Source organism: Kutzneria chonburiensis, from assembly GCF_028622115.1.
Classification (GTDB): Bacteria; Actinomycetota; Actinomycetes; order Mycobacteriales; family Pseudonocardiaceae; genus Kutzneria; species Kutzneria chonburiensis.
In genome coordinates this window covers 5,718,476-5,732,545 of sequence record NZ_CP097263.1, presented here as the reverse complement: position 1 = coordinate 5,732,545, position 14,070 = coordinate 5,718,476, and the positions used below count along the sequence as shown (strand labels likewise).

Here is a 14,070-nt window from a genome sequence, read left to right as displayed (position 1 = left end):
GCGAAAGTCCTTCAGTCCAACGGCATCTTGTTCACCTGGACCGACAACGCCGCCGACGAGGAGGGCTACCTGCTCGAGGATCAGCCCGCCGGCGCCGCAGACTACAAGGTCGTCGCCGTGCTGGACCGGGACATCAACTCCTTCCCCTTGATCACTCTGCCGGACGAGAACACGGCGTCTTATCGCGTACGGGCCTTCTACTACGGCCCACCATCCAATGTGGTCACTCGCCGAACCGGGGGTGAGTAGGGGGTCGGTCGTCGGGTGGGTGGGACGTGAGTGCGTCGGGCGCCCCACCCACCCGCCCTTTCGGGGCTTCAGGTCGGCTGGTTGACGTGGTCAGCGGTGGGCGGGCGGGGCGGAACGGGCTCGCCGTCCTGCGGTCCGCAGGACGTACGAGGTAACCCGGGTTAGGGTCTTACAGCGCTCGAAGGTAGAGCCGTGCCGGAGGATCTCCGGCGTTTGCGTGCGTTGGATGCCCCACCCACCCGCCCCTGGGACCGGCAACCCACTGTCAGGGCATCTTCCGTGGAGTCGGCACCCTCCAGCGGGTTACGCCGTTCGGGTCCGCTCTAGTCGTGACCGCGACTAAGGCTCTGACCAGCACGTTTGCCGTGGTATCTCTGGGGGTGTGAAGGCGACGAAGATCAGTGGGTGCGACGAGTCGGAGTGTCCGGCGGTGTACGCGACCGACGAACCCGGCGTGGTGCTGGCGCAAGGCATTCCGGTCGCGGGGGTCGATGGCGTGCATCTCGGCCCTGGCGAGATGGCGGTGAAGTTGCCGTTGTCGGTGCTGCGGGATGCGGTCGCGCACCTCGAGGGCGCCGGCTCGTGACCGTATTGGAGTCGGCCGAGCTGTCCGACCTGTTCCTCGGTGCCGGTCGGCGTGGCGACTGGAGGCCCAGCCTACGTACACCGTGGCCAGCGAGCGACCGAAGATCGATCGGTGGCGAGCGGGTGAACCGCGTCCGACGGAGCATAACGCCGCCTGGGGTGACCGTATCCGGGCCTGGACCGCCGAGGGCAAAACCATCGGGCGCGTGCGGGTCGAGTCGGAGCCGCTGACGGAGTACCAGCAGTACCAACACGCGTGGACGTTCCCTGCCAACAGTGCTGCCGGGGAAGTCCTGTACCTGCTCGAGGCGGCCACCGCGAAAGAACTCGGGTTGCCACCGCAGGACTTTTGGGTCTTCGAGACCGACGGCGACGGGTCGGCCGGGTTGTCGGTGGTATGGCTGAACTTCCGCCCGGACGGAACGATCATCGACCGTGTTCTCGCCGACCCCGAGGAAGCGGTCCGGCTCCGCGAGTTGTTGGTAGTGGCGCGAGGCCGGGCGCGTCGGTTCAAGACGTGATCGCGGGGCGGCGTGCTTGATCCTGAACGGCACAGCCAGCAGCAACACGAGCTGGCGCAGGCTCTGCGGTCGTTGCGCGAGGCGGCGAACCTTTCCGGGGAACGGCTCGCGGCCCGCTGCACCATGTCCCAATCCAAGATCTCCCGGATCGAGCGCGGCAAGCTCCGTCCCAAGCTCGATGACGTCGAGCGCATCCTGACCGCGCTCAATGCCACCACGGAGACGGTGGCGCGGGTGATGAGGCTCGCCCGGGTCGCATCGATCGGCTACACCTCCAAGCGTGCCGATGCCGAGCGTGGCCTGTGGCGTACGCAGGACGACATTGCCGCGCTGGTCGCCTCCTCGGCGGTGGTTCGGCAGTTCATGCCCGGTATCCCGTCCGCTCTGTTGCAGACGGAGGAGTATGCCCGCGCGACCCTCACACCGGTGGTGCCGGGGGCGGTGGCACGGAACGTGGAGAAGGCCGTCAAGGCGCGGATGGCCGCTCAGGCCGGGCTTGACGCTCTGGGTCGGCGGTTCGTGTTCGTGCTGACCGAGCAGGCGGTGCGGTGGCCGCGGGTAGCGAGGGATGTCCGAGCCCGGCAGATTGCCCACCTGGCTGCGCTGTCGACCTGCCCCAGTATCGACCTGGCTGTCCTGGCGCCGTCGGTCGATCACGACCTGGTGGTCGAGGCTTCGCCGTTGAACTACTTCGTGATCTACGACGATCGGATCTCGGTGACCGAGACCTCGACCGGCACGACTGTCGTGCGGGACCCCAAAGACCTGGCGTATCTGGCCAACCTCTTCGAGTACTTCCTGTCGAAGTCGTTGCGGGGCAATGACGCTACCGCCTGGTTGTCGCGGGCCGCGGGCGAGATTATGCAACAGCGTAACTAGAACTGTTGCAGCATAAGAGGTTCGTTTACGGTCGTAGGTACTGTCGTTTCCTTTCAGGGGAGTGTCCACGATGACCGCGACCGGCAACGCCCACGGTGGCGACGCCTACGCCATCGAGCGCGAGCGGCGGGCCGGTTGTGCGGTATGGCTGGCGTCGCAGTGCGTGGGTTGGTCCGCCTCCTGTATCTGTCGACCCGTCACGCCGGCGCCATGGTCGGTGCCGCCCGTGCGGCGCGGCAAATCAGACAGGGCGCGGTGACACATCGGGCTGTCGCTGCCTCTCAGGCGCGGTAACCCGACAGGAATCCGCCGACGGCGGACCGGAATCCGGTCGGGTCTTCCACCCAGGGCAGATGACCCGCGCCGGTCAGGGAAACCCGCGACACCGCGGGTAGGGCCTGGGCCAACGAGTCCACGGCCGAGCGCGGCCGGATGTCCTCCGCGCCGTCGACGATCAAGGTCGGAACCTCCAATGCCGCGCAGCGGTCGCGCAGTTGCGGCGAGCCCCAGTCACGTTTGTCCTCGGCGTTGAGGGCCGCGTTGCACTCGAAGTTCACCCCGAACCACGGGGTGGCCATGTCGTCGGCGTGCTGGAGAGCCCGATCCCGGTCGACGAAGTCGGCCGACCACTGCAACACGCAGAGCTCCCGGTCCTCGGCATCGGTGCGGTCCATGCTCCCCAGCAGCTCCCACCGCGCCACGTGCTCGCCGATCCCACGTCGTAGGTTCCGTTCGTAGGCCTCATGCCACGTCGATCCGAGGTCGATTCCGGTACCGGAGACGTACACCAGCTTGGTCACGCGCTCGGGATACGCCAGCGCATAACGCAAAGCCAGCTGGGCACCCCAGGAATGGCCCAGCAGCGCCATGCGTTCCAACCCGAAGTGGGCTCGAACGGCGTCAAGATCTGCCAGTGTCCGGGCGACCGAGTACGGCCCGCTCCGCTCCGACCGGCCACACCCTCGCTGGTCCCAGCGGTACACCGTCGCCACCGCCGCCAGGGAGGCCGCCACATCTGCCATGGTGTCCCACAACCCCGGCCCGCCATGGCAGAACACCACTGGCTCGCCCTCACCGATACGCGTAGCCCAGAGTCGAATGCCGTCCTCGGTCAACACCGTCTCATCCACGCCGGCAGTATCGGGCACCCACGGTCATCGTCGACCGAAGTTTCGGCATCGGCGGGGTTCCGCTCGGCGTGAATGCCGCCTTCGTTGCCCGCTGGGTGGCACGTGAACAGTCCAGGAGAGTGTCGCCCCACGGCACAAGTCGGCTGGTTGACGTTGTGAAAGGAAACCCCGACCGATGGTGCCCGGTATGTTCCGCTCGGGAGGTGTGCCGTGCGGGGATCGGCGTTCAAGCCGGCACCGGGATTGCTGCACGGCGGGCGGACGCCGGGCCGGCGCCGCTCTACAGCTAGGCGAAAGCCGGGGCGGTCTCCAGTAGGTCCAGAAACGCCTGCTGGTGGACGGTCAAATCATCGCCCGAATACAACGCCGGGTTGCCGTCGAAGTCGATGCGGGGGCCGGTGCCGGCCTGGCCGCCGTGGACGGTGATGGTGAGGTCCTCGACGGGACCGGTGGAGAGGGTGTGGGCGACGGCGGGCTGCCCGTCGAACACCAGCTCGTAGCTGATGGGGTTGATGTCGACGACGGGACCGTACAGGCGCGGCACGTGGAGCTCCTGGCGGAGAAGCTCGGAGCGGTAGCGCTCATGGGGCTGGCAGACCTTGACCTCCTCGGCGATGTCGCCGGCGAGCTCGGTCAAGGAAGCGCCGGGAGGGTGAGGACCCGCAGCGGCATGGTGTTGGACACGGAGCACGGCACGTTCAAAGCGGCGGTGCGGCGGCGGCAGAGGCGAGGGAGACCCAAGACCACCTCGGAAGTGCCGGTGACGTGACGCAAATAGGCCGCTACGGCGGCGATGACGACGGCGGACCAACTGGTGCGGCAACGGGTGGCGACCTCGGCCCAGTCTTCCAAAGCGGTGGGGGGCAAGGAAACGGTGCGGCGGAGGAAACCGGCGGAAGGGGAGCGGTGCCCTCGACGAGGCTGATGGGCACGGGCGCGTCAGCGAAGCGGTCGAGCCAGAAGCGGCGGTCCCGGCGCCAACCGGCGGACAGCGCATAGGCGACGTCCTCGTCGACCACGGGTCGTAAGGGGTCGAACGGCTCACCGCCGACGCCACGGTAGAGCTCGGAAACCCTGCGGTCCAAGAGAAACAGCCCGTAGCGGTCGAGGGCGATGCGATGGCTGCGGTGGTACCACAGCACCCGATCGGGTCCCACCACGATCAACGCCTGACGGAACAAAGGACCCTCGTCGAGGCTGACGGGCGAAGCCAAATCGGCGTGCATCCACGACAAAGCAGCGGCGAGAGGGTCCCCAGAACCACTGACGTCCACGGTCTCCAGACGGAACGGCCGCACGGCGACGACGTCCTGGCAGCCGGAGACGGCGAACCGCATGTGCAAGGCCTCGGCCTCGGCGACGGCCTGCCGGGTGGCGGCCTCGAACCGGGCATGGTCGACCGTCCCGGCGATGTCGACGTACTCGGCGACGTTGTGCGCGGCCCCGCCGGTGTCGGCCTGGTGCCCGGCGAAGATCCCGTGCTGTGCGGCGGACAGCGGCCACCGTGACGTCGAGAAGGCGGTCATGCTGATCCCCCTGAGGTGACGGTGGCCAGCGCCGCGCGGGCCCGGTCCCGGCCGTGCGCGACGACGGTCCGGGCGACCTCCGGGTCGAACCGGGCGAAGCCGGACACCTCGAACTCGTCGGCCGGCTCGATCAGCACGAGCCGGGGCGCGGTCCCCGGTCGAAGCTCGCCGAGCTGGCGGGTGTGCTCGTAGTCCCGCAGCACGGCGAAGCGGGCCACGTTCTCGAAGGCCAGCCCGAGCGCGTCGCCGAGCGAAGCGGGCACGCCGGACTGCCGCCCGCACGACGAGGTCACGACGACCACGGTCGACGGCCCGTAGGCCAAGGCCGGCGTCAAAGGCGTGTTGGCGACCATGCCGGCGTCCACGTAACTGCGGCCGTCGATGGGCACGGGCGGGAACAGGATGGGCGCGGCGGCCCCGGCCATCAGGTGGTCGACGGTCAACGCGACCTCGGTGAAACCGGAGCCCGAAGGTGCCGAGTTGGTGAAGTGCACGACCTCGCCGCTGCACTCCTCGACGGCCGCGATGACCACCCGAACGCCGTCACGGATGCGCAGCACCTCGCCGCCCAGAGCCTGGGAGAGCGTGCGACGGGCCGGCGCGGTGTCGAGCAGCCAGGTCCAGCCGACGGAGTCCAGGGCGTAGCCCATCAGGTCGCTGGTAGGCAGCCGCACCAGCCCGGCCGGCCGCAACAGCCGCCACAGGTCCAACCGCGGCTTGTAGACGTCATGACCTTGCAGCGAGGTCCACAGGTCCACGAGACGCTCCGGCGAAAGCCCAGCGGCCAGCAGACCGGCGTTCAACCCACCGGCGGACGTCCCGGACAGCACGGTCGGGCGCAGCCCGACATCGGCCAGCCCCTGCGCCACACCCGCGCCGAAGTACGCGGCGGAGGCCCCACCGCCGGACAACACCAGGGCGACCTCGTCGCTCACGACGACAGCCTCGGCCGGTAGACCTGCCACAGCGAGCCGAGGAAGAACGTGCCGAACCGCTCCAGCACCGACGGACTGGCGGCGCGAAGCGTGGTCAGCTCACGCAAGAAGTCCAGCCGGCCCAGCGTCAACGTGCCGGCCCCGAGCGTGACGTCGCCGGCCAGCACCTTGGCGTACAGCGTGGTGGTGTCCGGCCAGATCGCGGTCGGCGGCCCGGCCCGCAGCTCCTTGTGCCCGTTGAGCACCAGCTGCCGGCCGCGGTCGTCGGCGAAGGGCAGCCGATAGTGCATACGCCGGCGCCCGCCGACCGTAACCATCAGCTCGACGAGGCCGTGCGCCACGAGCAGCCGGCCGCCCAGCGCCGGGCAGTCCAGCCAGCCGCTGGCCCGCGCGGCGTGCCGCGGGTCGGCCAGGAAGGCATCCATGTCCTCGATCGCCACGGTGACGTGCATCCGCAGCGGAACTGGCCCCTCTCGTTCACCGAGGGTGACCTGGCCGGCCATCTCCTCGGTGAACGAGAGGGCGGCTGCACCGGTCCGACCCCGCTGAGACGGGCCGGTGCCGCCGGAGCGGTCTGCGTCGTTCCCCCTGAACGGCGCGGACCACCGCGCGCGGGTGACCTCCCCGACATCCCGCGCGCGAGCAACAGATGATCGCAGAGACGGTCGGCCATCGCGGCGATCGTCAGTGAGGGGTTCGCGCCGACCGGTCCCGGCATCGCGGCCCCATCGGCAACGTACAGGCCCGGGTGGCCGAACACCTCCCCATAAGGGTCGCAGACTCCTTCACCGGGGTGTCGGCCGATCGGCGCGCCGCCGAGCGGATGGGCCACGGCCAGCCGCTTGCGGAACCAGAGCGGGTTGTCGACGTACTCCCCGCCCAGCGCGGACGTGATGTCCTTCATGGTGCCGCGCACCCGGTCCAGGTAGGACCGGCTGGTCTCGGTGGTCCACGACACGTCCAGCTCGCCCTTGCGCAGCCGCATCACGCCGTCGGGCACGTCACGGCCCATGCCGAGCAGCGGCAGCGAGCAGTTGGACAGCGTGCCGCTGCCGATGAGCTGCCCGATGCCGTGCTCGAGGTGGTCAGGCCCGGCCCAGCGAAGCAGGCCCCGCAGCCGGTTCAGGCTGAAACCGGCCAAACGCGACAGATCGCCGCGCACGTCCATGTTCTGCACCAGCCAGTCCAGGATCACCGGGTAGCCCGAGTCCTGGATGTAGAAGCCGCGGCCGACCCCACCGTCCTCGTCCAGCTCGTCGGGCACGCGGATGGTGCTGGTGATCACCGGGCCACGGCTGGCGTGCACGGTGCGCGGCCGGCCGTCGCGACGGGTGTGCAGGGCGAACGAGAGCATGTCGCCGTTGCCGCTGAAGCGGGTGCCCAGCGCCGAGCTCAGCCCGGGCAGGTGGGCCCGGTTGCCCAGCAGCAGCCGTGTGGTGCCGAACGCGCCGGCGGCCAGCACCAGGCGCTCGCAGTCGATGCGCTTGGACACCGAGCTGCCGTCCATGGCGTGCAACAGGTAGCGCACCTGGTAGCCGGGGCCGCCGGGGCGGATCGCCTGCACCTCGCACATGGTGCGCAGATCGGCGCCGGCCGCCTTGGCCGCGGACAGGTAGTTGTGGTCCAGGGTGTTCTTCGCGCCGTCGTTGCAGCCGAAGTCGCACTCGCCGCACAGCCGGCAGGTCAGCCGGGGCACGCCGTGCAGGTTCCCGTACGACGGCTCGACCACCGGCAGGTTGATGCCCGGCTGCCCACCCGGCTTGGACGCGAAGGCCACCGCCAGCGGCGGCAGCTGCCAGTCGAGGCCCAGCTCGTCGGCGGCCTCGCGGAACGCCTGGGCCTTGGGCACGGAGTTGAACTGCGGGTCGTCGTACGGATAGCGGCTGGGCGTGAGCATCGCCTCGACGGCGTCGTAGTGCGGATCGAGGTCCTCACGGGTGATCGGCCAGTACTCGTAGCCGCCGCCGGGCAGCTCCGCGTCCTTGACGAACCAGCGCTCGTCCTTGCGTAACAGCACGTTGGCGTAGATCAGCGAGCCGCCGCCGAGGCCGGCCGAGACCACGGAGTCGAAACCGCGGAACTCCAGCACGTCGAACAGGCCGTAGTCGGAGCCCTTGGGATTCCAGAAGTTGTGGTGCATGTCGGCCGGCGTGCGGGCGAAGCTGCCGGGCGGCCAGGCCCGGCCGCGCTCCAGCACGACCACCGACAGGCCGGCGTCGGCCAGCCGGTGCGCGGCGACCGAGCCGCCGAACCCGGAGCCGACGATCACCACGTCGGCGGTGTCGACGGCCCCCATCAGGCGGCCGCCCGCTTGAGGAAGTCGGTGATGTGCGGGAAGACCTCGAGGTCGGCGTGCCTGCCGATGAACGGGTCCAGGTGGCCGTAGCCGGGCAGCGACCGCAGCTCGTGCCGGCCGGGCGCGGCCTGTTCCAGCCGGCGGTGGAACACCTGCTGGGAATCGACGAACACCCGGTTGTGGGTGCCGGTGAGCAGCAGCAGCGGGGTGCGCACGGCGCCGAGGTCGGCGGTGTAGTCCTCGCCGGTGTCGTAGGCGACGGCGTGCCCGGCGAAGACGATCTTGCGCACGTGCCGGTCGTAGTGCACGCCGCTGGCCTGGCAGATGTCGCCGATCCGCTGGTGGGTGACCGGCAGCAGGTTGGCGTGCTCGTACATGGCCGGCCAGCCGCTGCCCCACATCGCGCTGAGCATGTGGCAGGCCGGCACCGAGCACTCCGGGTGCAGCACCGACATCAGCTTGGACACCGCCCAGCCGGTGGTGAACGCCGGCGCCTGGCTCCACTGCGGGTCCAGGTAGGGCTGGTTGAGGCCGTACTCGACCACGTCCGGGCCGGCGACCAGGCGCATCCGCGACCACAGCGGCACCCGCGGCGTGAGGCCGACGCTGTTGCACACCATGCTGGCGATCTCGTTGACGGAGCCGCCGAACAGGCTCATCAGGAACGAGACCGAGCCGAGGCAGTGCGCGACCACGTGGATCCGCCGCCCCCCGACGTGGCGGCGGAGCTCGGTGAGCGCTGCGGGATAGTCGTGGCGCGCCAGGTCGTCGAGGGTGAACCGGTGGGCCGACTTGTTGTACGGCAGCCGGTTGCTCATCCGGGAGTCCAGCGTCCACACCTCGCCGAACCCGGTGTCCAGCAGGTGGCTGACCAGGTTGCGGTGCTCGGGCATGACGAACATGTCCATCGACGAGGTCAGGCCGTGCACCAGCAGCACCACGTCGTCGCCGGCCTCGCGGCGGAAGCGGGTGAGGTTGAGGCCGAGGCCGTCCATCGTGGTGACCGGGTGAACGCTGACGTCCGCGTCGCGTACACCCTCGAGTGTGTACAGCGGGATTTCCCGGTTCATCGCGCCCCCCAGCGACTCGGTGGATGGTCTAGATCACCCTGACGGACCAGCGTCTCCATTTCCATCGTGGTAAACCACGACATTCGGTGTTCGGCGGCGGCTGACCAGGGTCTGAACGAGGTACGCCCAGGTCGAGACCCATCAGCGCTGCGTGACCGTTTTTGACGCCGGTCCGCTCAGTTCTGGTCCAGATGGGGGCCGAGGACCCGACCGAGTCCGCCGCGCGCCGGCACACCCGTCTTGCCGAACACCCGGGTCAAGTGGGTCTCCACGGTCCGCAGGCTCAGCGACAGCCGCTCGGCGATCTGCGCGTTGGTGCGGCCTTCCACGACCAGTCGGGCAACCTCGAACTCGCGGGCCGACAAGCCGAACGGCAGCTCCTGCCGACGGCCCAGCCGCGGCACGGGAACTCGCTGGCCGAGGCGGCGCTGCGCCTCGGCGGCCTGGGCGTGCAGGCCGCGAGCGCCGCACGTGGCGAACAGCTCGGCGGCGATGGCCAGCTGCTTGAGGCCGGCGGCGCGGTCGCCCGAGGACGCCAGGCTCTGCCCGGCCCGCAGCCGCGCGCGGCCCTCCTCCAGCCGGTAGTCCAGGCTGGCCAACGTGTCCGCCGACTGCAACGCCAGCTTGGCCGAGGTCGCCGGATCGGTGCCGCTCAACGCGTGCGCGCGGATCAGGTCGGCCACCGCCACGTTCACCTCGTGGTCGGGATGCCGGATCGCGTCGGCCCGGTCGGCCAGCGGCAGCCCGGCGCTGGGGTTGCCGGCGATCGCCTCGGCGTGGGCCATCGCCTCGAGGCAGATCAGCAGCAGCGTCTCGTCACGGACACCGCCGGACTCGAACGCCTCGCAGGCCGCCTCCACCGCGGGACGGCCCGCCGGCAGGTCACGGGAGTAGATCAGCACCAGGCTGCGGGCGCAGCCGGCCAGCACCGACCAGTAGACCTTGCTCGGCTGGTTCGTGCTGGCCCCGACGCTGGCCGCCTTCAACGCCGCCGGGTACTCGCCCGACCAGGCCAGGATCAGCGCCTGGGAGGTGAGCGACATGGTCAGCGCCTCGTCCGAGCCGACCAGCCGGGCGACGTCGCACGCCTCCTCGGCCACCGGCGCGGCCTCGGCCAGCCGCCCCAGCCGGCCGAGGGCGAAAGCCTTGGCCGCCAACAGATACGCCAGCACGAACTGCTGGCCGGTTGACCGGGCGATCTCGATCACGCGGTCCAGCCGGGTCAGCGCCTGGGCGTGCCGGCCGACCATCAGCTCGCCCCAGCACAGCCAGGCTGTGACGTCCATCCACGGCGTGATCTCGGCGACGGTCAGCTGGGCCATCAGCCGGTCGACCTCGTCCAGCAGGTCCAGCGCGCCGGGCAGGTCGCCGGCGATGTAGGCCGGCATCACGCCCAGCCCGGCCGCGGCGAACGCGGTCGCCGGGTCCAGGTGGTCGAGCTTGCCCATCTGGGCCAGCATCCGGGCGCACTCCGCGGCCTGGCCGGTGCCGATGTACTCGACGGCCAGCCGCAGGTAGAGCGGGGCCGCCTCGACGACCAGCTGGTTCGGCAGCTTGCGCAGCTCGGTGAGCAGCACCGCCTTCGCGGCCTCGCGCGAGCCCGACATCCGTTCCATCGTCGCGCAGAGCCGGGCCGCGATGGCCCGTCGGGCCAGGTCCTCGGACGGGAGCAACGCCAGCGCCTCGCGGGCCGTCTCCCGGCCGGCACGGAGCTGACCGCTGCTCAACTGGGCGTTGGCCAAGGCCAGCAACAGGTTGCAGCGGGTCGGCCGGGTCGCCTCGTTCTCCGGCAGCAGCCGTAGCGCGTTGCCCAGCCAGTGCGCGGCCGTCGCCGGGGCACGGGACACGACCGCCTGCGCGGCCGAGGCCAACTCGCCTACGGAGGCCAGATCGCCGAACGGGGCCGAGTTGACCACGTGGTGCGCCAGCATCTGCGGCTGCGCGCCCTTGCCCCGTAGGAAATGCGCCGCGCGGCCGTGCGCGCCCATCCGCCAGCCGGCCTTGGCCGAGGCGTACGCGGCGTGCCGCACCAGCGGATGCCGGAACCGGAAGCGAGCCGCGTCGGGACGCACAACGTCCCGCGCCACCAATTCGTCCAGCGCGTTGAGCGCCTCCGCCTCGGCGATCTCGCCCGCCGCCGCCACGGCCGCCGGCTCGAACTCGTCGCCCACCACGGCCGCGGCCTTGGCCACCAGCTGCCCGATGCCGCTCAGGCTGGTCAGCTCCAGCAGCAGCGCCGCCCGGACCGTCTCCGGCACCTCGGCCGTCATCGACGCGAACGCCTCGCTGTCCCTCGGCGACGGGACGTGCGGATTGTTCATGCGGGACAAGGCTTCCAGGTAGAACGGGTTGCCTCCGCTGGCCTCGTACAGCGCCTGCCGGCGGGTGCGGTTCACGTCCGGGCCGAGCAGCTCGTCGGCCTCGTGCTCGGTCAGCGGCGCCACGTCGATCCGCACCCGGCGCGTCGGCTGGGCCAGCCCCAGCGCGGCGCTCAGCTGCGGCGACGCCTGCCCGGGCCGGTAGGCCACCGCCACCACGATCCGGCCGCGCGGCGCGTGCCGCAGCAGGTGGTCCAGCAGCTCGACCGAGCTCTCGTCGGCCCAGTGCACGTCGTCCAGCACGAGCACCAGACCGCCGGACTCGGCCAGCAGCTCCAGCAGCCCCCGCACCGCGCGGAACAGCCGGTAGCGGTCGGGCGCCGCAGCCGGCGCATCGGTGGCCAGGCCGGCGAACACCGAGCCCAGCAGCCGGCGCTCGTTCTCGCTCAGCCGCGACAGCTGCCGCTCCGACAACGTCTCCAGATGGTCGTCCAGGGCGTCGGCCAGCGCGGCCAGCGGCGCGTCCTGCTCGAACTCCGAGGCCCGGCCGACCAGCGTCAGCATCGCCTTGCCACGGCCCGCCGCCACCGCCTCGGCCAGCAGCCGGCTCTTGCCCACTCCCGGCTCGCCGACCAGCTCCAACAGCTGGAAGGCGCCCTTGCCGGCCCGGTCCAGCGTCTTGTCGACCAGGCGCAGCGCGTCGCCACGGCCGACCAGCGGCGTTCGGCCCGGGTCCTCCGCGGTCCCCCGGGTGCGTTCGCGCCGGCCGGTCACGGCACCTCGCAAGGGTGGGGTACGGGATTGAACATCGGCGTCAAGGGTGCCAGTCCTGGGCCGTTTCGGGCAAGAGACGGAAAGGCGGTGACAACCCGCAATGCGAATTCACCGGACAATTCCGATGCCGGGTGATTCGTATCACCCTCGTATGGGGGAGAAGACGTTCGGCCTCAACCCCTGATCATGGAGAACCGGACGGACCGGACCGGGTTGTCCACATTCGTGTCGACGAGGCAGATCGACTGCCAGGTGCCGAGCGCGAGCCGCCCGGCCAGCACCGGGATCGTCGCGTACGGCGGCAGAAACGCAGGTAGAACGTGGTCCCGGCCGTGTCCTGGCGTGCCGTGACGATGCCGCCACCGCTCGTCACGGGGCAGCAGCTTCTCCAGTGCCGTCAACAGGTCGTCGTCACTGCCGGCGCCGGTCTCCAGCACCGCCAAGCCGGCCGTCGCGTGCGGCACCCAGACGTGCAACAACCCGTCGACCGCACCGTCCTGCGCCAAAAATCGCTCACAGTCGGCCGTCAGGTCGTACACGACCTCGCTCGATCCGGTCCTGATCTGAATTTCCACACTGCGCATGTCCGTGAACGGTACTTTCGCCGCGCGTGCGGCGCGGGGCGAGGTCGCTCGTGACCGGTCTCTTCCCTTGCCCCGCGGCGATCGATGAACCGACTCGATCGCCGCGGGGCCGCGGTCCAGAGACCGGCGCGACCTCGCATCCACGGGGCAGCGGCCGGCATAGCGTGGCGGGATGCGCACCGCCTTCGGCCAGACCTTCGACATCCCGCCCGGCTATCTCAACACCGCCTCGATCGGTGTCCCGCCGACGATCGTCGCCGATGCCGTGGCCGCGGCGGTGCAGCGCTGGCGGGTCGGCGCGGACGCGCCGCCGGGGTTCGACGTCCATGTGGCCGACGCTCGGGCCGGCTTCGCCGCGCTCGTCGGCACGAACGCCGCACACGTGGCCATCGGCGCCACTGCCTCGCAGTTGGTGGCCATCGCCGCCGCGTCCGTGCCGGACGGGTCGCGGGTGCTGGTGCCGGCCGGGGAGTTCACCAGCACCACCTTCCCGTTCGCGGCCCAGGCCCGTCGTGGGATCAAGATCACCGAAGTTCCACTGGCCGAGATCCCGGACGCCATGCCGGATCACGACGTGCTGGCGGCCGGCGTCGTGCAGTCCAGCGACGGCGCGCTGCTCGACCTGGCCGCCGTGCGGCGCAACCGCGAAGGCGTCACCGTCGTGCTCGACGTGACCCAGGCGCTCGGCTGGCTGCCGGTCGACCTGGCGTGGGCCGACTACGTCGTCGGCGCGGGCTACAAGTGGCTGATGACGCCGCGTGGCGCCGCCTGGATGGCCGTTCACCCGGACGTGCTCGACTCGGCCCGGCCCATCCACGCCAACTGGTACGCCGGTGAGGACCCCTGGCAGACCGTCTACGGCCTGCCCCTGCGACTGGCCGGCGACGCCCGCCGCCTCGACCTCTCGCCCACCTGGTTCGCCCACGTCGGCGCGGCCGTCGCCCTGCCGTGGCTGGCGTCGTTGGACATCGCCGAGGTCTACCGGCACAACGTCGGCCTGGCCAACCGACTCCTGGACCGCCTCGGCCTCCCGCCCGGCGACTCCGCCATCGTCTCCGTCGAGGCCGATCCCTCGCGCCTCGCCGGCATCCGGCACTCCGTCCGAGCCGGCCGCGTCCGCCTGTCCTTCGCGCTGAGTAACACCGTTGATGACGTCGACCTGGTCAGCGCGGCACTGATTCGGTGACGCAAGGTGATCTACCC

The 14,070-nt window shown here is 70.6% G+C and carries 13 protein-coding genes; 5 read left to right on the top strand and 8 right to left on the bottom strand.

Translation table 11 applies throughout. The features are described 5' to 3' along the window. The first annotated feature begins 27 nt into the window (after positions 1–27). The 4 genes from M3Q35_RS25830 to M3Q35_RS25815 all read left to right on the top strand — a co-directional run bounded on the left by M3Q35_RS25830 (position 28) and on the right by M3Q35_RS25815 (position 2,234). Positions 28–249 (top strand): hypothetical protein, encoded by a 222-nt coding sequence (locus M3Q35_RS25830; RefSeq protein WP_273935095.1) that lies wholly within the window; start codon positions 28–30, stop codon positions 247–249. A gap of 382 nt (positions 250–631) precedes the next feature. Continuing rightward, entirely contained in the window at positions 632–835 is a 204-nt protein-coding gene (locus M3Q35_RS25825; protein WP_273935094.1) for a hypothetical protein, read from the top strand. Then, positions 801–1,355 carry a DUF6879 family protein gene (locus tag M3Q35_RS25820; RefSeq protein WP_337960473.1) on the top strand — a complete coding sequence of 185 codons (555 nt, stop codon included), beginning with the start codon at positions 801–803 and terminating at the stop codon, positions 1,353–1,355. Before M3Q35_RS25825 ends, M3Q35_RS25820 begins: the two co-directional genes overlap by 35 nt. Before the next feature lie 12 nt (positions 1,356–1,367). Further along, entirely contained in the window at positions 1,368–2,234 is an 867-nt protein-coding gene (locus M3Q35_RS25815) for a Scr1 family TA system antitoxin-like transcriptional regulator (RefSeq protein ID WP_273935092.1), read from the top strand. Positions 2,235–2,515: 281 nt separating this feature from the next. Here the strand turns inward: M3Q35_RS25815 and M3Q35_RS25810 are convergent, their stop codons facing one another. The 8 genes from M3Q35_RS25810 to M3Q35_RS25775 all read right to left on the bottom strand — a co-directional run bounded on the left by M3Q35_RS25810 (position 2,516) and on the right by M3Q35_RS25775 (position 12,867). Beyond that, on the bottom strand, positions 2,516–3,364 hold the full coding sequence (locus M3Q35_RS25810) for an alpha/beta fold hydrolase (RefSeq protein WP_273935091.1): 849 nt from the start codon (positions 3,362–3,364) through the stop codon (positions 2,516–2,518). 286 nt (positions 3,365–3,650) lie between these two features. Then, complete coding sequence (locus M3Q35_RS25805) at positions 3,651–4,001, bottom strand: condensation domain-containing protein (RefSeq protein WP_273935090.1); 351 nt, start codon at positions 3,999–4,001, stop codon at positions 3,651–3,653. Between the two features lie 145 nt (positions 4,002–4,146). Continuing rightward, positions 4,147–4,890, bottom strand: coding sequence for a condensation domain-containing protein (locus tag M3Q35_RS25800; protein ID WP_273935089.1), 744 nt, complete (start codon positions 4,888–4,890; stop codon positions 4,147–4,149). Beyond that, positions 4,887–5,825, bottom strand: a complete 939-nt coding sequence (locus M3Q35_RS25795) for a patatin-like phospholipase family protein (protein WP_273935088.1) — start codon at positions 5,823–5,825, stop codon at positions 4,887–4,889. Before M3Q35_RS25795 ends, M3Q35_RS25800 begins: the two co-directional genes overlap by 4 nt. Before the next feature lie 316 nt (positions 5,826–6,141). Further along, positions 6,142–8,121, bottom strand: a complete 1,980-nt coding sequence (locus M3Q35_RS25790; RefSeq protein WP_273935087.1) for a GMC oxidoreductase — start codon at positions 8,119–8,121, stop codon at positions 6,142–6,144. Continuing rightward, positions 8,121–9,191 (bottom strand): alpha/beta fold hydrolase, encoded by a 1,071-nt coding sequence (locus M3Q35_RS25785; protein ID WP_273935085.1) that lies wholly within the window; start codon positions 9,189–9,191, stop codon positions 8,121–8,123. Before M3Q35_RS25785 ends, M3Q35_RS25790 begins: the two co-directional genes overlap by 1 nt. 176 nt (positions 9,192–9,367) lie before the next feature. Further along, complete coding sequence (locus M3Q35_RS25780; RefSeq protein WP_273935084.1) at positions 9,368–12,283, bottom strand: ATP-binding protein; 2,916 nt, start codon at positions 12,281–12,283, stop codon at positions 9,368–9,370. Positions 12,284–12,456: 173 nt separating this feature from the next. Continuing rightward, the gene (locus tag M3Q35_RS25775; protein WP_273935083.1) at positions 12,457–12,867 is read right to left on the bottom strand and encodes a secondary thiamine-phosphate synthase enzyme YjbQ; all 411 of its coding nucleotides are present in this window, start codon (positions 12,865–12,867) and stop codon (positions 12,457–12,459) included. 172 nt (positions 12,868–13,039) lie between these two features. Here M3Q35_RS25775 and M3Q35_RS25770 point away from each other — a divergent pair, with 172 nt between their 5' ends. Next, the gene (locus M3Q35_RS25770) at positions 13,040–14,053 is read left to right on the top strand and encodes an aminotransferase class V-fold PLP-dependent enzyme (protein ID WP_273935082.1); all 1,014 of its coding nucleotides are present in this window, start codon (positions 13,040–13,042) and stop codon (positions 14,051–14,053) included. Positions 14,054–14,070: the final 17 nt, after the last annotated feature.

Excerpts from the sequence above, each read along its gene's own strand:
- M3Q35_RS25785 (WP_273935085.1), bottom strand. The coding sequence starts at position 9,191 with ATGAACCGGGAAATCCCGCTGTACACACTCGAGGGTGTACGCGACGCG.
- M3Q35_RS25790 (WP_273935087.1), bottom strand. The coding sequence starts at position 8,121 with ATGGGGGCCGTCGACACCGCCGACGTGGTGATCGTCGGCTCCGGGTTC.
- M3Q35_RS25775 (WP_273935083.1), bottom strand. The coding sequence starts at position 12,867 with ATGCGCAGTGTGGAAATTCAGATCAGGACCGGATCGAGCGAGGTCGTG.
- M3Q35_RS25770 (WP_273935082.1), top strand. The coding sequence starts at position 13,040 with ATGCGCACCGCCTTCGGCCAGACCTTCGACATCCCGCCCGGCTATCTC.
- M3Q35_RS25800 (WP_273935089.1), bottom strand. The coding sequence starts at position 4,890 with ATGACCGCCTTCTCGACGTCACGGTGGCCGCTGTCCGCCGCACAGCAC.
- M3Q35_RS25820 (WP_337960473.1), top strand. The coding sequence starts at position 801 with ATGCGGTCGCGCACCTCGAGGGCGCCGGCTCGTGACCGTATTGGAGTC.